This window comes from Providencia sp. 2.29, from assembly GCF_015832305.1.
Lineage (GTDB): Bacteria > Pseudomonadota > Gammaproteobacteria > Enterobacterales > Enterobacteriaceae > Providencia > Providencia stuartii.
On sequence record NZ_CP065420.1, the window covers coordinates 39,286 to 63,241 of the forward strand.

The window sequence follows — 23,956 nt, forward strand, 5'->3', positions numbered from 1 at the left end:
ATGGTGAACCAAACTAACTTAACCCATTTTTTATCGGTACCTTATCAATCTATCAAAACCGTAGCGCCAACAGAATTACCGCCGCTCATGGATGAGCAGGTCAAACGGCTATGTTTTGAAAATAATGAAAGGCTGGTAGAACTGGTTAAGCAGTATGGTTCCCCATTAAACGTGATTTTTCCTCATACCATGCAACAAAATATTCTAAAACTGAATGCTGTTTTTCAAGAACATGGTGTAACAGGGCGCATTATGTATGGCGTGAAAGTTAACCAATCCAATATCCTAGTCAAAATAGCCGTTGAAGAAGGTATTGGCGTTGATGTATCAAGCCTTCATGAATGGCAAGATGCCTATGACTATGGGATTTCACCAGAGAAAATTTGTGCTACTGGTCCTGCGAAGACCAATGAATTTCTTTGGAAACTGATATTACATAACTCACTGATTGTCGTTGATTCTCTTGAAGAATTACAAGATATCCTCAACCTATTATCAAGAACATCATTCATCGCGAGGGTTCTATTTCGCTATCAACCACAAATGAGCCGCTCTAGGTTTGGCATGAAATCTGCTGCATTTATAACGGCACTTCAATTAGCCAAACAGCATGCAGGCTTACTTTGGCAAGGTATCCATTTTCATTTAGGTGGCTATAAAAGCGCTTCACGCGTACAAGCTTTCCGTGAATTACAGCCACTTATAAAATCAGCACTGTCATTGGGGTTTGAAATTAAAACCATTGATATTGGCGGCGGGCTACCGGTTCAATATGTTTCAACAGGACAATACCAATCATGGATAGATAATCAAACGAGCCAATATTACCAAAATAACCGTATACCAACCGATTTTTACCCTTATGGAGGGGAACAATCAGCCACCCAATGGTTAACTACATTCCTATCATCCCAATACACAGAAAACGAAACCATCTCTCAATACCTTAAGAAAAACCATATCACACTAACGATAGAGCCCGGCAGATGTTTAGTCGATCAAAGTGCAATATCGCTATTTCGAGTTGTGCGCGTTAATCAGCAATTCCAACATCCTATTATTTTTGTTGAAGGCAGTAGCTTTAGTGCCTGTGAAACTTGGTTTAACTCAGAGTTTTTACTCGATCCATTACATGTTTTAGTACCACACTCAAAACAACATAAACAGCGCCCCACCCGAGTATGGATAGCAGGACATAGCTGTTTAGAAAATGATGTGATCACCCATCGCTTAATTTTATTTACTCACCTTCCTCAAGCCGGTGATTTGCTCATTTTCATAAATACAGCCGGATATCAAATGGACTTACTTGAAAATCAATTTCATCGGCACCCTATTCCTTGTCGATTGTATGCACTGGAAAATCATGATGGGCAGTTTATTTTTTTCAAAGATAACAAATAGGAATATTTATGATCAGCAGCAAAGTCACTGATTTGATCGGCAATACACCTGTTTTACGTATCGCTGTTCCCCACAAAAAAAGTGCTCTATTTCTAAAAATGGAAAAGAACAATCCAGGGGGAAGTATGAAAGACAGAATGGCTCGAAACATGGTTATTGCTGGCCTTAAATCAGGAAAAATAAAACCTAAAAGCACTATTATCGAATCCTCATCAGGTAATACCGGAATAGGACTCGCGCTGGCAGCAATCGAGTTTGATTTGCATTTTATCGCGGTTGTTGACCACCATGCCGCCCCCGACAAAATTTCTATTATGAAGGCGCTAGGCGCAGATATTCGCTATGTTACAGGTGATTATCAAGAGGATGAAGTGGCTGTTGTTGAACGGCAACGCCTTGCCAGCGAGTTAGCATCTCAACTGCCTAATGCAACCTTTTTGAATCAATCAGATAATGCCGCTAATTCAGGAGGTTATGCAGCTTTAGTCTGTGAGCTTATTGAGCAAATAGGTAAAATTGATGCTTATGTCGGTTGTGCCGGTACAGGTGGCTCTATTACTGGCATCTCTCAAGGGTTAAAGGCTCATAACCCACAAACGATTACCGTCGCTGTAGAGCCTGAAGGCTCAATTATTTTTGGTAACCCAGGCAAACCCTATTATCAATCAGGAACAGGGACGCCAAAAGGGGACACCGTAGGCTTAGTGCTCGATTACAGTTGTATTGACCATAATGCTCAAGTTTCTGACTGCCAAGCTTTTGAAACAACCCGTTTTCTCGCCAACAAATACGGTTTATTAGTAGGAGGGTCAACCGGAGGCATTGTCTATAAAGCCTTAGAATATATAAATACAGATATTCTTAGCGGCAATGTCGTGGTCATTGTTGTTGATGGCGGTGAAAAATACCTGAATACAATATTCAACGAACAATGGTTAAGCGCTCGCAACCTGATTTCAGAGGAGATTTCGCATCAACTCAATCGTTGGCTAACGAATACCATTCCACTAGAGCAAGCTAACTAGAGGAAACCATGATGATAGATAACAAACAGCTCAAGGTTGTTGTCTGTGGGGGAGGCCAAACCGGTCATTTAGCGGTTGCTCTGTTTAGCCATTTCGCTCATGTTAAGGCATCATTACTTACCCAAAATCCTATAACCGTCGAACGCCACCAGCAGCAGAACCAAAAATTATCAGTTCACTATCATGATGGAAAAGTTATTGATTATTCAATTGAATTAATAACTAATTTACCGCAAATCGTCATACCTCATGCCGATATAATTATTCTTACTGTTCCTTCCCATCAACAAGCAAATTGGCTAAATTTTATCTCACCCTACTTATCGACATCCCACACGGTGTTTATTGGCGCCATTCCCGGTATAAATGGCTTTGATTGGCTTGCTGAACAATTTTTTAAAGATAAACCTAATGTCGTAATATGGGGCATGAAAGATGTGCCTCATATTGCATGGGGTTTAGAACTTGGCACAAAAGTTTGTTTCGGTGGTGAGAAATCTGAACTCTTTATTGCGTTTCATCATCGAGAAAATGAAACAAATAAAAACCAACTCCATTGTTGGTTATCGGAAATATACTCGGCTCCTATTACTATTCTTGATAATTACTTAGAAATAACCCTCACTCCCGCAAATCCTATTATGCACAGCTCAGTCATTTATGGGCTGATAGGCCCCTACGCTCAATGGCATCAACGCAATTTTGAATCTCCACTGTGCTGGTGGAATGATTGCCCTGAACTTGGTGCTTACTATTTACAGCGCTGTGATGAGGAGCGACTGGCGATTTGCCAATATTTAACCAAAGAATTGGCAATCTCACTTAATACCGTAAAACCTTTAATTGAAGAATTACGAGAAGCTTATACCGAACAAATCGAGGATGCCAAAACACTATGGTCAATTCTTCGTTCAAACAAGGCCTACCATGGTATTCAATTACCTCTTATAAACGCTGAAGGCGGTGGCTGGGTCTTCAATAAAAACCATCGCGTTTTTCAGGAAGATATTATTTATGGTTTGTGCTTACTCGTTAATTTAGGGAAGCAGCTCAATATCCCTATTCCCTATATGCAAGAGATCTACACTTGGTGTATGGATTATTTAGGGCTAAAACCTGAAATTCATCACCCTATATTTACCAAGATAGACCTCACTCAATATAGGGTGGCTAAACGGTGAAATTGCTTAAAAACCATCTGATTATTGGGTTCTTATTCGGTATTCAAATAATATCAATGGGTGCAATGGAAATGAGTGGGCCATTTTGGCCTATTCATTTGCAAAATAACAGCTCAGATTCACTACTCCCTTTCGCCCTAACAATGGTCTATGTAGCCCCCATGATTGGCATCATGCTAACCAGTACTTTTTGGGGGAAAGTTGGTGACCGGATGGGGAATAAAGCAATGATAATCCGAGCCTTGCTTGGGTTATCAATTACCCAAATTTTACTGTCATTCTGTAATGACCCTTGGTTAATTTTACTATTAAGGTTTATTCAAGGAGCATGTGCGGGGTATATAGCGCCAGCGCAAGCTTACGGGGTGGCAGTAACAGCCCCTAGAAAACGGACTCATCTCTTTGCCCTACTACAAGTATCAACCAATATAGGCTCTCTATTAGGGGCGCTGGCTGGTGGGTTAATTTTAGATTATCTCAATTTCTTTTGGATCAATATGATGGCTGGGTGGCTTTGTATGTTAAGTGCCGTGGCTGTTTTTCTATTTTTACCATCAGATAAGCATTCCCCCCTTTTATCCCCCGCCAATACAGCCCATACAACGAAAAAAAACGGTTCCCCTCAAACTATCGTTAAACAATTGATGTTGCTTACAGGGTTATTATTAATGATCCGGCTTATCACCCTGCCCAGTTTCTCCTTATATATCGAAAAAACCTATTCAACAGACTATTGGGTAATAGGGCTTATTTATGGATTACAAGCGATGGGGGTGATCCTATCGGCTCAATTATGGGCTAAATGGTTTGAACACCAATCCATTGTTGCCTCTTTGACACGCTTAAGATGGATTATCTTTGGCTGCGCGGCTATTGCCATCAGTCTCGCAAACGCTTCAATTATTTGGTTTGCCTTACTCTATTTTATTTGGGGAATTTTACTAGGCGCGACCACTCCCATCTTAACAGCACTGATCTCCTCAGCATCGCCAGCAAAACATCAAGGTTATGTACTTGGTTTATCGCAAAGTATTAATCAATTTGCATCAATCGGGGGGATCTCTCTCGGCAGTATTCTTATTATTTACCCTGGAATCAATATGCTTTTTTATTATATTTCAGTCGGTTATCTAATATGCCTTAGCACGATTATTTTACTAACAAAACATATCATCAATAAGGAACAATATGAAAAAAAAGTATAGGCTACACCAGCAAATGGCTAAATTTTTACTTATTCTTTTTGGGCTATTATTTTCCACAATAATCTCAGCAAAACCGACCGTTGTTACAGATATACTTGGTAGAAAGGTCACCGTAAGTACCCCCATAAAAAAAGTCATTTTAGGTGAAGGGCGTATGCTCTACCTTGTCGCCATGCTAGATAAAGATAATCCAGCGAAACGTATTGTTGCGATGGGGAATGATATGCAAACGTCAGATCCTGCAACATGGCGACAATACAGTACTTATTTTCCTCAACTAAACCGTATTCCCACATTTGGCGGCACTGAAAAACGTTCACTCAATATTGAAAAAGCATTAGCGCTACAACCCGATGCTATCATCATGAATATTGAGGCAAAAACAGCAATAGAAGAACAAGGGTATGATAAAGCATTAGAGAAAGCAGGGATCCCTATTGTCTATATTGATTTTCGCTATAACCCATTAAAAAATACGACGCCAACGATGCGCCTATTCGGCACTTTATGGGGTAAAGAAGAAATAGCAGAAAAGTTTATTGAATTTAGAGATAAGCAATTAAAACGAGTGAGTGATGTATTAAGTAACCAAAATCCTAAAAAGCCACGTATTTTTATTGAGCGCATTGGTGGATATACCGATGAATGCTGTCTGACATTTGGCAATGGTAACTTTGGGCGTTTTGTTTCACTCGCCGGAGGTGAAAATATCGGTGAAAAAAATGCGCCTAACACATTTTATATGATGGATCCGGAGCAAGTTATTGCCGCAAATCCTGATAAAGTCGTTGTTACCAGTGCAAACTTTTCATCATTTATGCCTAATGGTGATTGGATTGGTTTAGGGCCAAATGAAAATATGGAAGCGGCAAAAGCGAAGCTAAAAAAATACCTAAAAAAGCCTGCTTATACCGGAAGTAATGCCGTCAAAAACCAACAATTTTATGCAATTTGGCATCAATTTTATAATAGTCCATACGATTTTATTGCAATCCAACAATTAGCACGTTGGTTCCATCCCGAATTATTTCCAGATTTAAATGCAGATGAAACATTTAAGGCGCTTTACGATAAATTTTTACCGATCAGCTATGAACCTGGTTACTTTGTAAGTTTAGGTGATAAATAACCATCTTGATAAGAAGGAGGGGGTATGACTATCAATACCTATCATATTGAACTGAAGCCAATACAATTTCTTTGCTCATCTGAAGAAACGGATCAACGCCACGTCGACTATTTAAGTAAAAAAATAATTGGTGAGGGTATTTGGACAACCCCTATTCCTTGCGAAATAAACTCCGGCATTATTATGGATGGCAACCACCGCTATCAAGTGGCTAAGCGGTTAAATCTGACTTTTCTCCCCTGTATTTTACTAAATTACCAAGATGAACGAGTCAAAGTACACCATCAAAACTCAGATCAACCTTATAATATACAAACAATTTTTGATGTTATTTTACACCAAAACAAACTCCTTCCTTATAAAGCAACGTGTCATTACTTTTCACCATCATTGCCAATAATTGGTATTGATCTCAGCATGTTAAGATAAAAATAAAAAATCCGATTATGCAGTTAAAAGCATAATCGGATTTAATGTATTTAAATTTTAAATAATTCTAATTTATTCAACCGTCACTGATTTAGCCAAGTTACGTGGTTGGTCAACGTCAGTACCTTTGATCAACGCAACATGGTAAGAGAGCAGTTGTAGAGGAACCGTATAGAAAATCGGCGCAATCAACTCTTCAACATGTGGCAACGGAATAATTTTCATATTCTCACTCGCTTCAAAGCCTGCATCTTGATCTGCAAACACATAAAGCAAGCCACCACGAGCGCGTACTTCTTCGATATTAGATTTCAATTTTTCTAACAGTTCGTTGTTAGGTGCAATGATAATGACAGGCATATCGGCATCAATCAAAGCCAATGGACCATGTTTCAATTCACCCGCCGCATACGCTTCTGCGTGAATATAAGAGATCTCTTTGAGCTTTAATGCACCTTCAACCGCAATAGGGTACTGCTCGCCACGACCAAGGAATAGAGCATGATTTTTATCAGAGAAATCTTCCGCCAGCGCCTCAATCACTTTATCTTGAGATAACATGCTTTCAATGCGTGCAGGCAGTGCATGCAGAGCATTAGCAATACTCTCTTCTAATTCAGGACTTGCGCCTTTAATACGTCCCATATAGGCGACCAGCATCAACAGTACGGTTAATTGCGTGGTGAACGCTTTGGTTGAAGCAACGCCAATCTCTGCACCTGCTTTAGTCATTAGTGCAAAGTCTGATTCACGTACCAATGAAGAGCCAGCCACGTTACATACCGCAAGAGACGTCAAATAGCCTAGCTCTTTCGATAAACGTAATGCTGCTAGCGTATCAGCCGTTTCACCTGACTGTGATAGCGTGATCATCAGGCTGCCTTTACGATGAGCGGGCTTGCGATAGCGGTATTCAGAGGCAATCTCAACATCACAAGGAATGCCAGCCAAAGATTCAAACCAGTAACGTGCAACCATCCCCGCATTGTAAGATGTACCACAAGCTACAATCTGAATATGCTCAACTTGAGATAATATTTCACTTGCTTTAGGGCCTAACTCACTCAGATCGATGCCATTGTCTTTGCTAAAACGCCCTTCAAGGGTGTTTTTAATCGCCATTGGCTGCTCATAGATCTCTTTTTGCATATAGTGGCGATAAACACCTTTATCACCTGCATCATATTGAACATTAGATTCAATTTGCTCTCGTTCAACAGCCTGACCTTGCTTATCAAAGATACGTACAGTGCGACGAGTGACTTCCGCAATATCGCCTTCTTCAAGATAAATAAAACGACGTGTAACAGGCAATAATGCAAGTTGATCCGATGCGAGGAAGTTTTCACCCACACCTAAACCAATCACTAATGGGCTTCCCGAACGGGCTGCCACCAATAATTCAGGAGTACGACTATCCATGATCACCGTGCCATAAGCACCGCGTAATTGTGGGATAACGCGCTGAACCACTTCAACTAAAGCACCACCTTTTTGTTGTTCATGATGAACAAGGTGTGCGATCACTTCGGTATCAGTATCAGAACTAAAGATATAGCCAAGTTGCTTTAACTCTTCTTTAAGTTCTAAATAGTTTTCAATGATCCCATTATGAACAACGGCAATAAAACCAGAAGTATGTGGGTGAGCATTACGTTCACTCGGAACACCATGGGTTGCCCAACGGGTATGTGCGATCCCCGTTCCACCTGATACAGGGTTTTTCTCCGCTTCTTCCGCCAGCATTTGTACTTTACCAACTTCTCGTAAACGCTGAAGATGGCCTTCATGATCAACGACAGCCATACCAGCAGAGTCGTAACCACGATACTCAAGGCGGCGAAGCCCCTCTATCAAAATTTCTGCAATATCACGTTGTGCGACAGCACCTACAATTCCACACATATTAAATTTATTCCTAAACAAAGGGCTCCAGCCCTTATGATGTCGCTACCTGATTGTTGTTACAGCTTTTGCTGCTCCCCAAGCCTTGTAGAAAATGGGGTTTATTATATTTTTATCTTATTAACGCTACTATTGGAGAGGCACATTCACCTCTCCTAAAAATGTATTTTATTTTTTCTTCACTGGACGCTGCCAGTTTTTAATATGGACTTGTTTCACACGACTCACGACTAACTCACCTTCATTAACATCACGAGTTACCGTTGTACCAGCACCAATGGTTGCACCATTTGCAACAGAAACAGGAGCAATTAGCTGGGTGTCGGAGCCAACAAACACATCATCACCAATGATGGTTTTATACTTATTCGCACCGTCATAATTACAGGTGATCGTTCCAGCACCAATATTGACGTTTTCACCAATCTGAGCATCGCCCAAATAGGTTAGATGGCCAGCCTTAGAACCAACACCTAATGAGGCATTCTTCATTTCAACAAAGTTACCTACATGGGCTTTGGCTGCCAATTTAGCACCAGGACGTAAACGAGCAAAAGGACCGACTGTACATTCCGCAGATAATTCAGAGTTTTCTATCACAGAATAGGGGCTGATAACCGAGTTATCACCAATAACACAATTTTTAAGAATACAGCCTGATTGAATATGTACGTTATTACCTAACGTCACATTACCTTCAATAATCACATTCGTATCAATGATAATATCGCGCCCATGTGTCAATGTACCGCGAATATCAAAACGTTCAGGGTCAATTAGCATTACCCCTGCAAGCAGGAGCTTTTCTGCTTGTTCTCTTTGATAAATACGTTCAAGAGCGGCAAGTTGTAAGCGGTTATTCACCCCTTCCATTTCACTCAAACGGCTAGGGTGAACAGTTTCAATCTTGTTCCCCTCTTTATGAGCTAATGCAATAACGTCAGTGATATAGTATTCACCCTGAGCATTATTATTATCCAGTTGGGATAACCAACGTTTAAAGTCTTTACCACTTGCAACCATGATCCCAGTATTGATTTCTTGGATCTTACGTTGCTCTTCAGTTGCGTCTTTTTGTTCAATGATACCGATAACTTCACCGTTTTCACGGATGATACGGCCATAACCAGTTGGGTTATCTAAAATTACCGTTAATAAACCAATACCACCTTCAGGCTTAGCTTCAATTAAGCGTTGCAGCGTATCTTTCGCAATTAATGGCACATCACCATAAAGCATGATGATATCTTCATCATCTTGAAAGTGTGGGGCAGCTTGTTGCATTGCGTGCCCTGTACCGAGTTGCTCTGCTTGTAATACCCAATTGAGGTTTTGTTCACCCAATTTTTCTTTCAGTAAATCGCCACCATGTCCATAAACAAGGTGAATGTCTGATGCCCCAACAGATTTAGCTGTATCAATAACATGCTGAACCATTGGTTTACCTGCTAATAAATGCAGGACTTTAGGCAGTTCTGAATACATTCGAGTGCCCTTTCCAGCAGCAAGAATGACGACACTTTTTCTTTGCACAGTCATAATTTCCTGAAACTCCAACTTTGGGATAAAAGTAAACCTATTTCCTACATAAATTACTACATATTTCGCACAAATAAAAAAGCCAGTCAGGTATTAACCGACTGGCTTTTCTTTATACTGCCTTCATTACATCAGCTTTTTAGTTAACTCGATAACTCGAAGTTTCGCTATTGCTTTCGCAAGTTCTGCCGATGCCTGAGCATAATCAACATCACCGTGAGCTTTACGGACATGTTCTTCCGCTCTGCGTTTAGATTCCAGCGCACGCGCTTCATCTAAATCTTTACCACGGATAGCTGTATCAGCCAGTACGATAACGCCATTTGGTTGCACTTCTAAAATACCGCCAGAGAGGTAAATTAGCTCTTCTTCACCAAATTGCTTAGTAATACGTACCATGCCCGGTTTTATGGCAGTCAGCAGTGGGGTGTGCTGTGGATAAATTCCCAGTTCACCTTCACTACCTGTCACCTGAATTTTTTGTACCAGCCCTTCAAACATCTGTTTTTCAGCGCTGACAACTGTCAGGTGGTATGTCATTGCAGCTACCATATCAACCTCCCGTCAGCCAGATTAAAGCTTCTTAGCTTTTTCCACAGCTTCTTCAATGGTACCAACCATGTAGAACGCTTGTTCTGGCAGGTGGTCGTAATCGCCGTTCAGAATGCCTTTGAAGCCACGGATAGTGTCTTTCAGGGAAACGAACTTACCTGGTGAACCAGTAAAGACTTCTGCAACGAAGAATGGTTGAGACAGGAAGCGCTGGATCTTACGAGCACGAGCAACAACCAGTTTGTCTTCTTCAGACAATTCATCCATACCCAGAATTGCAATGATATCTTTCAGTTCTTGGTAACGCTGAAGGATAGACTGAACGCCACGTGCAACATCATAGTGCTCTTGACCAACGATGAGTGGGTCAAGCTGACGGCTAGTTGAATCCAGAGGGTCAACCGCAGGGTAAATACCCAGAGAAGCGATTTGACGGCTCAGAACCACTGTTGCGTCCAAGTGAGCAAAGGTTGTTGCTGGTGATGGGTCAGTCAAGTCATCCGCAGGTACGTAAACAGCCTGTACAGAGGTGATAGAACCTGTCTTAGTAGAAGTGATACGTTCTTGAAGAACACCCATCTCTTCTGCCAATGTTGGCTGATAACCTACTGCTGATGGCATACGACCTAACAGAGCCGATACTTCTGTACCTGCCAGTGTATAACGATAGATGTTATCCACGAACAACAGAACATCACGGCCTTCGTCACGGAATTTCTCAGCCATAGTCAAACCAGTCAATGCTACGCGTAGACGGTTTCCTGGTGGCTCATTCATCTGACCATAAACCAGTGATACTTTGTCAAGAACGTTTGAATCTGTCATTTCATGATAGAAGTCGTTACCTTCACGGGTACGCTCACCAACACCTGCGAATACTGAGTAACCTGAGTGCTCAATCGCGATGTTACGGATAAGTTCCATCATGTTTACCGTTTTACCAACACCCGCACCACCGAACAGACCAACTTTACCACCTTTCGCGAATGGACAGATCAAGTCCATGACTTTGATACCTGTCTCTAGCAGTTCAGTTGAGCTCGATAGCTCTTCGTAGCTTGGTGCAGCGCGGTGAATAGACCAACGCTCTTCTTCGCCGATATCACCTTTCATATCAATAGGGTCACCCAGAACGTTCATGATACGTCCTAGTGTTGCTTTACCTACTGGTACTTCAATTGGGTGTTCTAAATTTTTAACTTCTAAACCACGGCTTAGGCCATCTGATGTACCCATTGCGATACAACGAACAACACCACCGCCTAACTGTTGCTGAACTTCCAGCACCAGTTTTTCTTTACCGTTAACAACCTCAAGCGCATCGTACACTTTTGGTACTGCATCTTGAGGGAACTCGACGTCCACAACGGCGCCGATTACCTGGATAATCTTTCCAGTAGCCATCTTGAATCCTCTACGTAATTCGTAAACCTAGCTGTTAAACCGCGGCAGCACCCGAAACAATTTCGGTAAGCTCCTGAGTAATGCTGGCCTGACGAGCTTTGTTGTAAACCAACTGCAACTCTTTGATCAGGTTTCCACCATTATCGGTAGCAGCTTTCATTGCTACCATTCGTGCGGCCTGCTCACTAGCCAGGTTTTCAACGACGCCCTGATAAACCTGCGACTCGATATAACGACGCAGCAGGGTATCCAGCAACGCCTTAGGATCGGGTTCATATAAATAATCCCAAGATTTTTTCTTCAATGACTCGTCATTACTTTCAGGTAATGGCAGAAGTTGAAGAATAGTTGGCTCCTGAGACATTGTATTGATGAACTTATTGGTCACCACATACAGTTTATCCAAACGCCCTTCATCATAGGCTTGTAGCATAGTGTTAACTGGGCCAATCAAGTCTGAAAGCGTTGGGTTATCCCCCATTCCTGTCACCTGTGTGACAACATTGCCACCAACAGAACCAAAGAATGATACTGCTTTAGAACCGATCAAAGCCAAGTCAACTTGAACGCCTTTTTCAGACCACGTCTTCATGTCTGACAACAGCTTTTTGAACAGGTTAATGTTCAAGCCACCGCACAAACCACGGTCTGTAGAAACAACCAGATACCCAACACGCTTAACTTCACGCTCTTCAAGGTATGGATGTTTATATTCCAGATTCCCTAACGCAAGGTGACCAATCACACTGCGCATAGTCTCTGCATAAGGACGGCTGGCCGCCATGCGTTCCTGCGATTTACGCATTTTGGACGCAGCGACCATTTCCATCGCTTTAGTGATCTTCTGCGTGTTTTGCACGCTGGCGATCTTGGAACGTATCTCTTTTGCGCCGGCCATTTCTGCTTCTCCTTTTAACCAGACGGCCCATTTAAATTTACGGGCCGAATAGTATTACCAGGACTGAGTTGCTTTAAATGATTCGAGCAGTTTTTTCAACTTGCCTTCGATATCATCGTTATAGTTACCCGCCTGGCCGATTTCATTCATAAGGTCAGCATGCTCGCGCAATGCATAAGAAACTAATGCAGCTTCAAACGCACCAATTTTCGCTAACTCAACATCTTCCAGATATCCACGTTCTGCAGCAAACAGAGACAGTGCCTGCTCTGCAACTGACATCGGTGCATATTGTTTCTGTTTCAGCAGTTCAGTTACTTTCTGACCATGATTCAACTGCTTACGCGTTGCATCATCAAGGTCTGAAGCAAACTGAGAGAATGCTGCCAGTTCACGATACTGAGCAAGTGCTGTACGGATACCACCAGAGAGTTTCTTGATGATTTTCGTCTGAGCAGCACCACCAACACGCGATACAGAAATACCCGGGTTAACCGCTGGACGAATACCAGAGTTAAACAGGTTAGATTCTAGGAAGATCTGACCATCTGTAATCGAAATTACGTTAGTCGGAACGAATGCAGAAACGTCACCAGCCTGAGTTTCAATGATAGGCAATGCTGTCAATGAACCTGTTTTACCTTTAACTTCACCTTTTGTGAAGTTTTCAACGTATTCAGCGTTAACGCGAGCAGCACGCTCCAGCAAACGTGAATGCAGATAGAAAACGTCACCAGGGTAAGCTTCACGTCCAGGTGGACGACGTAGCAATAGTGAAATCTGACGATACGCGACAGCCTGCTTAGACAGGTCATCGTAAACGATCAGTGCATCTTCACCACGGTCACGGAAATACTCACCCATCGCACAACCAGAGTATGGTGCTAAGTATTGCAGTGCAGCTGATTCAGATGCAGTTGCAACAACAACGATGGTGTTAGCTAATGCGCCGTGTTCTTCCAGTTTACGAACAACGTTAGAAATCGTTGATGCTTTCTGACCGATAGCAACGTAAACACATTTGATGCCAGAATCACGTTGGTTGATGATTGCATCGATTGCCAAAGCAGTTTTACCTGTTTGACGGTCACCGATGATAAGCTCACGCTGACCACGACCGATTGGAATCATCGCATCGACTGATTTATAACCAGTTTGTACAGGTTGATCAACAGATTGACGGTCGATAACACCTGGAGCAATCACTTCTACTGGTGAGAAGCCATCGTGCTCAACAGGACCTTTACCATCAATAGGTTCACCCAGTGTATTCACAACACGTCCTAGCAGGCCACGACCCACTGGAACTTCAAGAATACGACCAGTACATTTAACTTTCATGCCCTCAGCTAAGTCAGCATAAGGACCCATAACAACCGCACCAACGGAGTCGCGCTCCAAGTTCAATGCGATTGCGTAACGGTTACCAGGCAGAGCGATCATTTCACCCTGCATGACTTCGGCTAAACCGTGAATACGAATGATACCGTCACTAACGGATACAATCGTACCTTCATTGTGAGCTTCACTCACAACATCGAACTGAGCAATACGCTGTTTGATCAGTTCGCTGATTTCGGTGGAATTCAGTTGCATATGCTCCAGTCCCCTTAAGACTGCAAGACGTCAGTTAAACGCTCTAAGCGACCGCGGACACTCCCGTCAATAACGAGGTCTCCAGCACGAATAATCACTCCGGCAATAACAGACTTATCAATTTTGCAATTCAGCTTAACTTTGCGTGACAGACGTTTTTCCATCGCTGCAGAAATTTTGGCTAACTGCTGTTCATTCAATTCGTTAGCAGAGATAACATCAACTTCAATCGTTGATTCCAGGGTATCGCGCAATTGGATAAATTGAGCTAACACTTCTGGTAGCGTACTCAAACGCCCGTTTTCAGCCATAATACGAATCAGATTTTGAACATGCTCGTCAATTTCATCTCCACAAACAGAGATAAACGTTTTTGCTAACCTATCAGGGGCAATAGACCCAGAAAGTAGCTCACCAACCTGTTCATTGCGCGTCACCTCAGAGGTGAAGGCCAGCATATTTTGCCATTTTTCAACAGATTGATTTTCCACAGCAAAGTCAAAAGCTGCTTTGGCGTAGGGGCGAGCTACAGTAGCGATTTCAGACATGCCCCTCCCTCCTTACAGTTCAGCGACTAGTTTATCAACGATGTCGCTGTTAGCAGCTTCATCCACGGAACGTTCGATGATCTTCTCGGCACCTGCGACAGCAAGCATCGCAACCTGTTTACGTAGCTCTTCACGTGCACGTTTACGCTCAGCATCAATTTCTGCTTGGGCTTGTGCGACGATTTTTGTACGTTCTGCTTCAGCTTCTGCTTTTGCTTCTTCAATCATCTGATTGCGTTGTTTATTCGCTTGTTCGATGATGACCTGAGCTTCAGCTTTCGCTTTTTTCAGTCGGTCGGTTGCGTCGGTTTGCGCCAGTTCCAGGTTCTTTTTAGCACGTTCTGCGGAAGATAAACCGTCAGCAATTTCTTTTTGACGTTTTTCAATGGCCGCCATAATCGGTGGCCATACATACTTCATACAGAACCAAACAAACAGGACAAACGCGATAGCCTGGCCGAGGATTGTTGCATTTAGATTCACAGACAATACCTCTTATTCAATTATCACTTGATATTCAAAATAGTTAGCGGTTTAGGGCTAACTAGCAAACATCACATATAGGCCCAGACCAACTGCAATCATCGGAATAGCGTCGACTAGACCCATTACGATAAAGAACTGAGTACGCAGCAGAGGGATTAAATCTGGCTGACGAGCAGCTCCTTCTAAAAATTTACCACCTAGGATGCCGATACCGATAGCAGCACCGATTGCCGCTAATCCCATCATTACAGCGGCAGCCAAGATACCAAGTTCCATGATAGTCTCCAGTTTGTTTCAGTTTAATCAATAATTGATAGTTAAATTAATGCTCTTCAGATGCCATCGACAGATAGACAATCGTTAGAACCATAAAAATAAAGGCTTGTAACGTAATAATCAGTATGTGGAAGATAGCCCAAGGTAGGCTTAACAACCACTGTGACCACCACGGAAGCAGAGCCGCGATAAGAATAAAGATCAATTCACCCGCATACATATTACCAAACAGTCGCAGACCGAGTGATATAGGTTTTGATAGCAGGCTTACCCCTTCAAGAATTAAGTTGATAGGAATAAAAACTGGATGATTAAATGGCTGAAGAGTTAACTCTTTAGTAAATCCACCAATTCCTTTCATCTTAATGCTGTAGAAGAGGATTAGGATAAACACGCCAATCGCCATAGACATAGTGATACTGACATCTGCTGTTGGAACAATACGCAGAGCAGGTAAACCTAAATAGTGCTCACCAATGTATGGAATAAAGTCGATAGGGAGTAAATCCAGAAGGTTCATCAAAAATACCCAGACGAACACAGTTAATGCCAAAGGAGCAATAACTTTGCTCTTGCCGTGATACATATCACGAACGGTATTATTAACAAAACCAATGATCAGTTCTATTGCAGTCTGTAACTTACCGGGTACGCCACTAGTCGCTTTAACTGCAACTTTTCTAAATAGCCACAGGAACAGAGCCCCGAGAACTATCGAGAAAAAAAGCGAGTCAATGTTCAACGTCCAAAATGTTGGACTAGCGTGGGGATCGACCAACTCAAAGGTACGTAGATCCAACTGAAGGTTTTTCAGATGGTGACCTATGTACTCATTTGTAGTCATCACTTCTCCTGATGCAGACATGATGCCTCTTACCCTTTTGTAGTTTAAAATTACTTACCGTTTAAAAACGGCTGGTGCAACAATCTGAACAATTAGCACAGCTAAATAGGCCAAACCCAGTGGTGTTAATGACGCTTTAAACACACCAAAAGCAACAACTAGTACGATAATAGTTGTAACAACCTTTAGCCCTGCTCCTAATGCAAAGAACCAGGCAATGCGGACAGGTTCATCCTCTTCTTTTGCTTTCTGAAAGTGGACTAGCAGCATAAATACGATATTTGGTAACCAGCATGCTAAACCACCCGCAAGAGCAGAGGCCCCCCATTCTATACTATTTGCACAGAAAGCCCCACTGAGGATCACAAAAGTTATTAACTGAAAAGACAACTGCTTTACAGCATATTTGTTGTCGTAAAGGGATACAGACATAACTTTTTGTACTCCCAGCTATTCTCAGCCTCAGAAACGCTAAGTGTTGTATAAAACTGTCTTTGCTTAAATGTGTCAAGAGACAAAAACGAGCAAATTATACGGGCAGGCGAAATGAATTCAATCAGTAAGTAGCGAAAAGGTGAATAAATATTTAATTTTTTCGAGATAGCGCAGAAATGTGGCAATAATAATTAATAAATAGTTAATGACTCGACAACTAAAAACATTTTTCTGTGATGAGTATCACAATATTTACTGTTCAGATTATTAGCGGACTCCCGCGTTCTCACTAAGAAAAAAAAGATTTGAGCCATAAATCAAATAATTAAAAGCGATATTTTTTAAACAAAAAAAAGCCATAATAAATCAAATATTTCATTATTAATTAACTAAGACACAAACTGGATTTATCTAAAATATCCATTTAGAGATATTTTTTAATCTCTAATGTTCATTTTTGCTAGTTATTCGTTATTACCGTGTAAATATCACGTAAAACCCGAATTGAGAGAATAAGGTAAAAATAAAAATAGCAGTAACATTGTAAATGCTACTGCTAAAGCTCTAAAAGATAAAAATTTATTGATGAAAAGCAACTTTATTTTAAAGATAAAATCACTAAATGACGTTGTTCATCAAGTTCAGGCACGTTCAATTCAACGATGGTATCAATTGAAAAATTATCAGGTAAGTCAGTCAGTTCCTCTTCACGCACCGCTCCCTTCAATGCATAGAACTTCCCAGAAGCATTTGGCAGATGATGGCACCAGCTCAACATATCACTTAAGGAAGCAAATGCGCGGCTAATTACGCCATCAAACCCTGCTTCAGGCTGATACTCTTCAACACGTGATTGAATCGGCTCAATATTATTTAACCCTAGCTCATGTTGGACTTGTTTGAGGAAGCGAATTCGCTTCCCTAAACTATCAAGTAAAACAAAATGCGAATCAGGTCGAACAATCGCTAACGGTACTCCAGGCAACCCCGGCCCCGTTCCAACATCAATAAATGATGTGCCCTTAAGCTGACCGTTCACCACTATGCTATCCATAATATGACGGATTAACATTTGTTGAGGGTCACGAACAGAGGTCAGGTTATAAGCCTTATTCCATTTCGCCAGTAGTTCGACATATCCCACTAGCTGCTGCTTTTGTTGATCGGTTAATTCAATGTTCGCGAGAGCCGATAAGCGCGTTAGTTGTGCTAATAAACTCATTATTAAGCGCTCCTACGCAACATGCCTTGCTTTTTTAACCAAACAAGCAAGATGGAAATTGCTGCTGGAGTAATTCCCGAAATACGCGAAGCTTGACCAATTGAAGTTGGCTTATGATCATTTAGCTTAGCCATCACTTCATTTGATAACCCTTTGACTTGCTTATAATCAAGATCAACAGGCAATAAGGTGTTTTCATTGCGTAGTTGGCGCTCAATCTCTTCTTGCTGACGAGCGATATAACCTTCATATTTCACTTGAATTTCAACTTGATCCGCAGCTTGAGGATCGGTGATCCCCGGTGCAAAACGGCTTAGTGAAATTAATGTTTGGTAATCCATTTCAGGGCGACGTAATAAGTCTTCCCCGTTCGCTTCTTTAGAAAGCGGAACTGACAGTATCTGATTGATTTCATCATGACCTTCAGATTTTGGATGAACCCAAATATCTTTTAGGCGTTGACGCTCTTTCTCAATCAACTCAACTTTGTTGTTAAAGTGAGCCCAACGGACATCATCGACTAATCCTAACTCACGACCTTTTTCTGTTAAGCGCAAGTCAGCATTGTCCTCACGTAACATTAATCGATATTCTGCACGAGAAGTAAACATACGGTAAGGCTCTTTTGTTCCTAGGGTGCAAAGGTCATCCACCAGCACTCCCATGTAAGCTTGGTCACGACGAGGGAACCAACCTTCTAAATCAAAAGCATATTGAGCCGCATTTAAGCCAGCTAGCAACCCTTGCGCACCAGCTTCTTCATAACCTGTAGTTCCGTTAATTTGACCAGCAAAGAACAAACCATTAATAAACTTACTTTCAAGTGTTTGTTTTAGGTCTCTAGGGTCAAAGAAATCATACTCAATAGCGTAACCCGGACGTACGATCCTTGCATTTTCCATCCCTTTCATTGAGTGGACAATTTGCATCTGTACATCAAATGGTAGGCTGGTGGAGATCCCATTAGGGTATATTTCATTGCTCGTTAACCCTTCAGGTTCTAAAAAGATCTGGTGAGCGTCACGATCGGCAAAGCGCATGACTTTATCTTCGATCGATGGGCAATAACGAGGACCGATCCCTTCAATGATCCCAGCATACATTGGGCTACGATCAAGGTTATTTCTAATCACATCATGGGTTTTTTCATTCGTATGAGTGATATAGCAAGGCATCTGTTGTGGATGTTGATCCTGTGATCCTAAAAAGGAGAATACAGGCATTGGATCATCACCAAGCTGTTGAGCTAATTGGCTAAAATCTATTGTTCTAGCATCAATTCTTGGTGGTGTACCCGTTTTTAAACGATTAACACGTAAAGGTAATTCTCTTAGGCGCTGTGACAGTGAAACAGATGGGGGATCCCCTGCTCGTCCACCACTGTAATTTTCTAAACCAATGTGGATTTTTCCATCAAGGAAAGTACCGACTGTCAACACAACTGCTTTGGCTTTAAATTTCAGCCCCATACGGGTTACCGCACCAGTAACCGTGTTATTTTCCACAATTAAGTCTTCCACGGGTTGTTGGAAGATCATGAGATTTGGTTGATTTTCTAAAGCCGTTCTTACCGCTTGGCGATAAAGGACGCGGTCTGCTTGTGCTCGAGTTGCACGAACAGCTGGCCCTTTACTGGCATTGAGGGTTCTAAATTGAATACCCGCTTTGTCTGTCGCGATAGCCATTAGGCCACCAAGGGCATCAATTTCTTTTACCAGATGCCCCTTACCGATCCCACCGATGGCTGGGTTGCAAGACATCTGGCCCAATGTATCAATATTGTGAGTCAGTAATAGGGTTTGACGCCCCATACGTGCAGCTGCCATTGCTGCTTCAGTACCGGCATGACCACCACCAATTACGATGACGTCAAATTGCTCTGGATAAAACATGTGTGAACCTTAACGTTAGAAAAATGCTGAGTGTTGCATTCGAGGAGAGAATTCTACTCAAGTTTTAAGGATAGACCAAGCTAAGTTGATCCGAGCCTTATTATATAAAGATCTTTTTATTTAAAGATCTCTTTATTAGATCTTTTATTAGGATCATCGATATCTGTGGATAACTGACTTTTCACTTTAAAGATCATAAAAGTGTAAAGGATCATATACTGTGAATGATCCGTGATCCTTTTGCGTATAAGCTGGGATCTAAAAGGGGGGTTATGCACAGGCACCCGACCCTTTAAAACTTATACTATGGATAACTACGGGTTAATACCGCGATCTTACCAGAGTTATCCACATCTGTTCGTTGTTATTTTGAACAAACTAGAGTTAGTTTGCCCAAATTTTAACCCATTCCCCTGCCGGATCTTCCGGTATTTCGTGTTGCTGTACATCGATTTCTAGTGGCTCACCGATCCTTTTCGCCCCATGATCGACTAATAGGCGACTTAATTTATGGATCGCACCACAGAAAGTGTCATATTCAGAACTACCGATACCTACACTACCAAACAGCACCTGACTAAGATCAGGGGATTGGCTTTCAATTTGTTCAGCTAGAGGTTGAATATTTTCAGGAAGATCGCCTGCCCCATGAGTGGAACTCACCACCAGCCATAAACCTTCACGTGGAAGTGAGTCAAGATCAGGCCCATGCTGCACTTCTGTTTCATAACCAAGTTCTTCTAAGATCTCAGCCATATGTTCTGCAACATACTCAGCACTGCCCATTGTGCTGCCACTAATTAGGGTTACTTTTGTCATGGTGATTCCTGATAGCAATATTAGGGCGTTATTGTACGCTGTGAATGAGCTGGGATCTACCTGTGGATAATGTGGTTATATAAATTTTTTTCTATGGGGTGATTGTTCTCATGATCGGGTTCTGTAGCGAGATCAGCGTTTCTGTCGATTGAATTTCATCGATAGTTTGAATTTTGTTGATAAGTACGTCTTGGAGGGCATCAATAGATCGGCACATCACCTTAATAAAAATACTGTACTGCCCAGTCGTATAGTAGACCTCAACTACTTCTTCTAGGGCGTCTAATTTTTTGAGGGCGGTGTGATAATCTTTAGCACTTTTCAAAATAATGCCAATAAAGCAGCACACATCAAAACCGAGTTGTTTCGGGCTGATATCAATACGTGTTCCTGTAATGATCCCTGCCTGCTTCATTTTTTCTACACGGACGTGAATAGTACCTGGGCTAACGGAGAATTTTTTAGCAAGTTCAGCATAAGCTGTACGTGCATTGCGCATTAATTCGTGAAGTATGTCACGATCGAGATTATCGATTTGATAATTTTCAGGCATTATTACCTCCTTAATTTAACGGATTCTCATTTTTATACCCATTTTTTTAGATAAAATAAATGGGAAAGTGTTTTTTTAATGAAGTATATTGAATTCCACCCCTGTTTTGTTGCTTAATCTACACATCGGCTAACGCAGCTAACAAATTATGGGTAAATAAAATGGACAAATCATTCATCGAACAACAGCAGCAAATCAGCTTTGTTAAATCTTATTTTTCACGTTTACTTGAAAAAGAGCTTGGCTTAATTGAAGTTCAAGGTCCTATCTTAAGCCGTTTAGGTGATGGAACTCAGGATAACTTGTCAGGCCATGAAAAAGCGGTTCAAGTAAAAGTAAAATCAATTCCTGACGCAACCTTTGAAGTGGTTCACTCCTTGGCTAAATGGAAACGTAAGACATTAGGCCGTTTCGATTTTAAACAAGGTCAAGGCCTTTATACTCATATGAAAGCGTTACGTCCGGACGAAGATCGCTTAACACCAATCCACTCTGTTTACGTTGATCAGTGGGATTGGGAAAAAGTGATGGCAGATGAGGAGCGTACACTTCCTTATCTGAAGCAGACAGTGGGTAAAATCTATCAGGCAATAAAACAAACAGAAGCCGCAATTAGCAGCGAATTTGGGCTGGCACCGTTCCTGCCAGACCAAATTCACTTTATCCACAGTGAAGAACTGCTACAACGCTATCCTGATTTAGATGCAAAAGGCCGTGAACGTGCGATTGCTAAAGAATTAGGCGCTGTTTTCCTTATCGGTATCGGTGGGAAGCTATCAAACGGTGAAGCGCATGATGTGCGTGCACCAGACTACGATGACTGGACAACTGAAAACGAAGATGGCTTTAAAGGCTTAAACGGTGACATCATTGTGTGGAACCCAGTGTTGCAAGACGCATTTGAAATCTCGTCAATGGGGATCCGTGTTAGCCCTGAGTGCTTGACTCGTCAGCTAAGCTTAACAGGCGATGAAAAGCGCATGGAGCTAGAATGGCACCAAGCATTAGTCGAAGGCAAAATGCCACAGACTATCGGCGGCGGTATTGGTCAGTCACGTTTAGTGATGTTACTGCTCCAACGTCAGCACATTGGCCAAGTTCAATGTGGTGTTTGGTCTCCAGAAACTCGTGAATCTGTTGCGGGTATGCTGTAGTTAGCGACTAAAGCGGCGCAATAACCTGCTTTTTAATCCGGTATCAAAGCGCCAGATATGATCAAATATCTTCATGATGCCGGGTTTCCCATAATTTGAAACAGATACCGCATGGAAGCGGTATTTCCCTACCTGCTGAAGGGATCTTATCTTTTTGATTAATTCGTCAGGCAAACGTTGAGAAACAAAATCGGAAATCACCACCGCGTCAGCATCTGACCATGTCGGGGTTTCGAGTTTTTTGACCGTTTCTTGCAAACAGTTAGCTAAATCTGTTCCTCCACGAAATGTTTGGTGTAAAAAACGAATACACTGCTCTAAACCATCCACGGAGAGTAAATCATAATGGACGAGTTCAGTAGAAAATAACATGATGTGACATGAACGGTTATCTGCCAGTGCAATTTTTAATAATGCGAGGCAAAATGCTTTTGCACATCGCTCATTTATTCCCCCCATAGAGCCTGAAGTGTCAATACAGACAATAAAAGGCCCTCTAGGTTGCTCTTCATGATGATGGTGAGTTACGGGGCGCAATACTCGTCTTTCTTGCCAACTTTCTCCTTGGAGACGATAAGTGATTAACTGCTTTTCAAGCAGTTTTCGATAGAACTCAAACTCAATTTCTTCAAGCCCTAACATCGCTAATTCGGTAGGTAATAGTCGTAATACGTCATCACTTTGGCTTAATCCATCAACTTGCTCTGGTATTGTTTCAGGGACTTTCTCGAAGATAGTCATTGGCTCTAGCAGCACGCTATCTTCAGGCAGGGTGCGAGCAGATTGGCTGCGGCCTAATAATTGAGCTATCTTTTCCAATTCAGGTTGTTGACGTAAAAAATCACTATATTGATTCAATAACTTATCATTATAGGCTGATGCTGTATTTAGCCCTTTACTTAAATCCCATAACCGGCCAGCAGCCCGCTCATTTTCGCCTAAAATCTCTTCGAGATTACCGCTTAACGCGAGCCGTTGTTGTAGTTCAGCGAGTAACTGCTCTTTTTCTTGCTCTAATAACTCCTTATGTAAAGTTGTCACCTGCAATATCAAACTGATCCGCCAGCGTTGGATAAATAAACTTTGCCTAGCGCTTTTATTCTCTATTTTACCTGAACTTAATTTGCAGGCTTCGGCATAAAAAGGAGAGTCTATGGCTTTTAGTGTTTCAATAATCTCGGGTAATTGATTAAAAAATAACTCAGTCGCTTGACCAAGAGACTGTTGATAAAGTTGAAACTCCTCAGCGAGTTGAGCAGGCACTAAGGCATCTTGCAGCTTTTGTTTAAGATCTTTTTTCCATTCCGATAAATCTTTTAACAGGGCTTTTTTAAGTCGAGGGTGTTTTTCAAAGAAAACGGCGAGTTGAGGTGTGGCAAGAAGAGAGATAATAATCTCTTCTATAAGCTGGCTTTCATTAACGGAAAGCAATAAGTCTAGCGTGGCTAAACTCAGCATAG

23 protein-coding genes are annotated in these 23,956 nt (G+C 41.8%); 7 read left to right on the forward strand and 16 right to left on the reverse strand.

Going from position 1 to position 23,956, the window contains the following annotated elements; all coding sequences use genetic code 11:
• Genes I3B46_RS00135 through I3B46_RS00160 form a run of 6 tightly spaced genes read left to right on the forward strand, consistent with a single transcriptional unit; the run spans position 1 to position 6,373 of the window.
• Positions 1 to 1,404, forward strand: a complete 1,404-nt coding sequence (locus I3B46_RS00135) for a Y4yA family PLP-dependent enzyme (RefSeq protein WP_104873102.1) — start codon at positions 1 to 3, stop codon at positions 1,402 to 1,404.
• Positions 1,405 to 1,412: 8 nt separating this feature from the next.
• Positions 1,413 to 2,429, forward strand: a complete 1,017-nt coding sequence (locus tag I3B46_RS00140) for a PLP-dependent cysteine synthase family protein (RefSeq protein WP_163761875.1) — start codon at positions 1,413 to 1,415, stop codon at positions 2,427 to 2,429.
• An 8-nt stretch (positions 2,430 to 2,437) separates the two neighbouring features.
• On the forward strand, positions 2,438 to 3,610 hold the full coding sequence (locus I3B46_RS22240) for an NAD/NADP octopine/nopaline dehydrogenase family protein (protein WP_071821169.1): 1,173 nt from the start codon (positions 2,438 to 2,440) through the stop codon (positions 3,608 to 3,610).
• Positions 3,607 to 4,815: an MFS transporter gene (locus tag I3B46_RS00150; RefSeq protein ID WP_014657145.1), complete on the forward strand. Its 1,209-nt coding sequence runs from the start codon at positions 3,607 to 3,609 to the stop codon at positions 4,813 to 4,815. The genes I3B46_RS22240 and I3B46_RS00150 overlap by 4 nt, the downstream gene beginning before the upstream one ends.
• Complete coding sequence (locus I3B46_RS00155; protein ID WP_104873099.1) at positions 4,799 to 5,944, forward strand: ABC transporter substrate-binding protein; 1,146 nt, start codon at positions 4,799 to 4,801, stop codon at positions 5,942 to 5,944. Before I3B46_RS00150 ends, I3B46_RS00155 begins: the two co-directional genes overlap by 17 nt.
• A 24-nt stretch (positions 5,945 to 5,968) precedes the next feature.
• Positions 5,969 to 6,373: a ParB N-terminal domain-containing protein gene (locus I3B46_RS00160; RefSeq protein WP_004924000.1), complete on the forward strand. Its 405-nt coding sequence runs from the start codon at positions 5,969 to 5,971 to the stop codon at positions 6,371 to 6,373.
• Positions 6,374 to 6,445: 72 nt separating this feature from the next.
• On the opposite strand, the gene glmS is transcribed toward I3B46_RS00160, so the two are convergent.
• From glmS to asnC, 15 genes are all read right to left on the reverse strand, one after another.
• Positions 6,446 to 8,278, reverse strand: coding sequence for a glutamine--fructose-6-phosphate transaminase (isomerizing) (gene glmS / locus I3B46_RS00165; RefSeq protein ID WP_004923999.1), 1,833 nt, complete (start codon positions 8,276 to 8,278; stop codon positions 6,446 to 6,448).
• Between the two features lie 168 nt (positions 8,279 to 8,446).
• A complete protein-coding gene (glmU, locus tag I3B46_RS00170; protein ID WP_088498815.1) occupies positions 8,447 to 9,817 on the reverse strand; it encodes a bifunctional UDP-N-acetylglucosamine diphosphorylase/glucosamine-1-phosphate N-acetyltransferase GlmU in 1,371 nt (456 codons plus the stop codon).
• A 126-nt stretch (positions 9,818 to 9,943) separates the two neighbouring features.
• Positions 9,944 to 10,369, reverse strand: a complete 426-nt coding sequence (locus I3B46_RS00175) for a F0F1 ATP synthase subunit epsilon (RefSeq protein WP_004923991.1) — start codon at positions 10,367 to 10,369, stop codon at positions 9,944 to 9,946.
• A 21-nt stretch (positions 10,370 to 10,390) separates the two neighbouring features.
• Positions 10,391 to 11,773, reverse strand: a complete 1,383-nt coding sequence (atpD, locus tag I3B46_RS00180) for a F0F1 ATP synthase subunit beta (protein WP_004923990.1) — start codon at positions 11,771 to 11,773, stop codon at positions 10,391 to 10,393.
• Between the two features lie 34 nt (positions 11,774 to 11,807).
• On the reverse strand, positions 11,808 to 12,671 hold the full coding sequence (gene atpG, locus I3B46_RS00185; RefSeq protein ID WP_004923989.1) for a F0F1 ATP synthase subunit gamma: 864 nt from the start codon (positions 12,669 to 12,671) through the stop codon (positions 11,808 to 11,810).
• A 54-nt stretch (positions 12,672 to 12,725) separates the two neighbouring features.
• Complete coding sequence (gene atpA, locus I3B46_RS00190; RefSeq protein WP_004923988.1) at positions 12,726 to 14,267, reverse strand: F0F1 ATP synthase subunit alpha; 1,542 nt, start codon at positions 14,265 to 14,267, stop codon at positions 12,726 to 12,728.
• A 14-nt stretch (positions 14,268 to 14,281) separates the two neighbouring features.
• On the reverse strand, positions 14,282 to 14,815 hold the full coding sequence (gene atpH, locus I3B46_RS00195; protein ID WP_004923982.1) for a F0F1 ATP synthase subunit delta: 534 nt from the start codon (positions 14,813 to 14,815) through the stop codon (positions 14,282 to 14,284).
• Positions 14,816 to 14,827: 12 nt separating this feature from the next.
• Positions 14,828 to 15,298 (reverse strand): F0F1 ATP synthase subunit B, encoded by a 471-nt coding sequence (atpF, locus tag I3B46_RS00200; protein ID WP_004923980.1) that lies wholly within the window; start codon positions 15,296 to 15,298, stop codon positions 14,828 to 14,830.
• A 57-nt stretch (positions 15,299 to 15,355) separates the two neighbouring features.
• On the reverse strand, positions 15,356 to 15,577 hold the full coding sequence (gene atpE / locus I3B46_RS00205) for a F0F1 ATP synthase subunit C (protein WP_004923979.1): 222 nt from the start codon (positions 15,575 to 15,577) through the stop codon (positions 15,356 to 15,358).
• Positions 15,578 to 15,623: 46 nt separating this feature from the next.
• On the reverse strand, positions 15,624 to 16,442 hold the full coding sequence (atpB, locus tag I3B46_RS00210; protein ID WP_004923976.1) for a F0F1 ATP synthase subunit A: 819 nt from the start codon (positions 16,440 to 16,442) through the stop codon (positions 15,624 to 15,626).
• Positions 16,443 to 16,475: 33 nt separating this feature from the next.
• A complete protein-coding gene (gene atpI / locus I3B46_RS00215; RefSeq protein ID WP_004923974.1) occupies positions 16,476 to 16,853 on the reverse strand; it encodes a F0F1 ATP synthase subunit I in 378 nt (125 codons plus the stop codon).
• Between the two features lie 601 nt (positions 16,854 to 17,454).
• Entirely contained in the window at positions 17,455 to 18,078 is a 624-nt protein-coding gene (gene rsmG, locus I3B46_RS00220; protein WP_014657142.1) for a 16S rRNA (guanine(527)-N(7))-methyltransferase RsmG, read from the reverse strand.
• Positions 18,079 to 18,080: 2 nt separating this feature from the next.
• Positions 18,081 to 19,970: a tRNA uridine-5-carboxymethylaminomethyl(34) synthesis enzyme MnmG gene (gene mnmG, locus I3B46_RS00225; protein WP_004923968.1), complete on the reverse strand. Its 1,890-nt coding sequence runs from the start codon at positions 19,968 to 19,970 to the stop codon at positions 18,081 to 18,083.
• 384 nt (positions 19,971 to 20,354) lie between these two features.
• The gene (mioC, locus tag I3B46_RS00230; RefSeq protein WP_104873098.1) at positions 20,355 to 20,789 is read right to left on the reverse strand and encodes an FMN-binding protein MioC; all 435 of its coding nucleotides are present in this window, start codon (positions 20,787 to 20,789) and stop codon (positions 20,355 to 20,357) included.
• A gap of 91 nt (positions 20,790 to 20,880) precedes the next feature.
• Positions 20,881 to 21,342 carry a transcriptional regulator AsnC gene (gene asnC, locus I3B46_RS00235; RefSeq protein WP_004923964.1) on the reverse strand — a complete coding sequence of 154 codons (462 nt, stop codon included), beginning with the start codon at positions 21,340 to 21,342 and terminating at the stop codon, positions 20,881 to 20,883.
• Between the two features lie 161 nt (positions 21,343 to 21,503).
• Between asnC and asnA the strand changes: the two genes are divergently transcribed.
• A complete protein-coding gene (gene asnA / locus I3B46_RS00240) occupies positions 21,504 to 22,496 on the forward strand; it encodes an aspartate--ammonia ligase (protein WP_004923963.1) in 993 nt (330 codons plus the stop codon).
• Here the strand turns inward: asnA and viaA are convergent, their stop codons facing one another.
• On the reverse strand, positions 22,497 to 23,954 hold the full coding sequence (viaA, locus tag I3B46_RS00245; RefSeq protein WP_004923962.1) for an ATPase RavA stimulator ViaA: 1,458 nt from the start codon (positions 23,952 to 23,954) through the stop codon (positions 22,497 to 22,499).
• Positions 23,955 to 23,956: the final 2 nt, after the last annotated feature.

Bases quoted from the DNA above. Each gene is read 5' to 3' on its own strand.
- viaA (WP_004923962.1), bottom strand. From the start codon at position 23,954: ATGCTGAGTTTAGCCACGCTAGACTTATTGCTTTCCGTTAATGAAAGC.
- I3B46_RS00135 (WP_104873102.1), top strand. From the start codon at position 1: ATGGTGAACCAAACTAACTTAACCCATTTTTTATCGGTACCTTATCAA.
- asnC (WP_004923964.1), bottom strand. From the start codon at position 21,342: ATGCCTGAAAATTATCAAATCGATAATCTCGATCGTGACATACTTCAC.
- I3B46_RS00140 (WP_163761875.1), top strand. From the start codon at position 1,413: ATGATCAGCAGCAAAGTCACTGATTTGATCGGCAATACACCTGTTTTA.
- atpB (WP_004923976.1), bottom strand. From the start codon at position 16,442: ATGTCTGCATCAGGAGAAGTGATGACTACAAATGAGTACATAGGTCAC.
- atpA (WP_004923988.1), bottom strand. From the start codon at position 14,267: ATGCAACTGAATTCCACCGAAATCAGCGAACTGATCAAACAGCGTATT.
- glmU (WP_088498815.1), bottom strand. From the start codon at position 9,817: ATGACTGTGCAAAGAAAAAGTGTCGTCATTCTTGCTGCTGGAAAGGGC.
- mnmG (WP_004923968.1), bottom strand. From the start codon at position 19,970: ATGTTTTATCCAGAGCAATTTGACGTCATCGTAATTGGTGGTGGTCAT.
- rsmG (WP_014657142.1), bottom strand. From the start codon at position 18,078: ATGAGTTTATTAGCACAACTAACGCGCTTATCGGCTCTCGCGAACATT.
- I3B46_RS22240 (WP_071821169.1), top strand. From the start codon at position 2,438: ATGATGATAGATAACAAACAGCTCAAGGTTGTTGTCTGTGGGGGAGGC.
- I3B46_RS00155 (WP_104873099.1), top strand. From the start codon at position 4,799: ATGAAAAAAAAGTATAGGCTACACCAGCAAATGGCTAAATTTTTACTT.
- glmS (WP_004923999.1), bottom strand. From the start codon at position 8,278: ATGTGTGGAATTGTAGGTGCTGTCGCACAACGTGATATTGCAGAAATT.
- atpH (WP_004923982.1), bottom strand. From the start codon at position 14,815: ATGTCTGAAATCGCTACTGTAGCTCGCCCCTACGCCAAAGCAGCTTTT.
- I3B46_RS00160 (WP_004924000.1), top strand. From the start codon at position 5,969: ATGACTATCAATACCTATCATATTGAACTGAAGCCAATACAATTTCTT.
- mioC (WP_104873098.1), bottom strand. From the start codon at position 20,789: ATGACAAAAGTAACCCTAATTAGTGGCAGCACAATGGGCAGTGCTGAG.
- atpD (WP_004923990.1), bottom strand. From the start codon at position 11,773: ATGGCTACTGGAAAGATTATCCAGGTAATCGGCGCCGTTGTGGACGTC.
- I3B46_RS00175 (WP_004923991.1), bottom strand. From the start codon at position 10,369: ATGGTAGCTGCAATGACATACCACCTGACAGTTGTCAGCGCTGAAAAA.
- atpG (WP_004923989.1), bottom strand. From the start codon at position 12,671: ATGGCCGGCGCAAAAGAGATACGTTCCAAGATCGCCAGCGTGCAAAAC.
- atpI (WP_004923974.1), bottom strand. From the start codon at position 16,853: ATGTCTGTATCCCTTTACGACAACAAATATGCTGTAAAGCAGTTGTCT.
- atpE (WP_004923979.1), bottom strand. From the start codon at position 15,577: ATGGAACTTGGTATCTTGGCTGCCGCTGTAATGATGGGATTAGCGGCA.
- asnA (WP_004923963.1), top strand. From the start codon at position 21,504: ATGGACAAATCATTCATCGAACAACAGCAGCAAATCAGCTTTGTTAAA.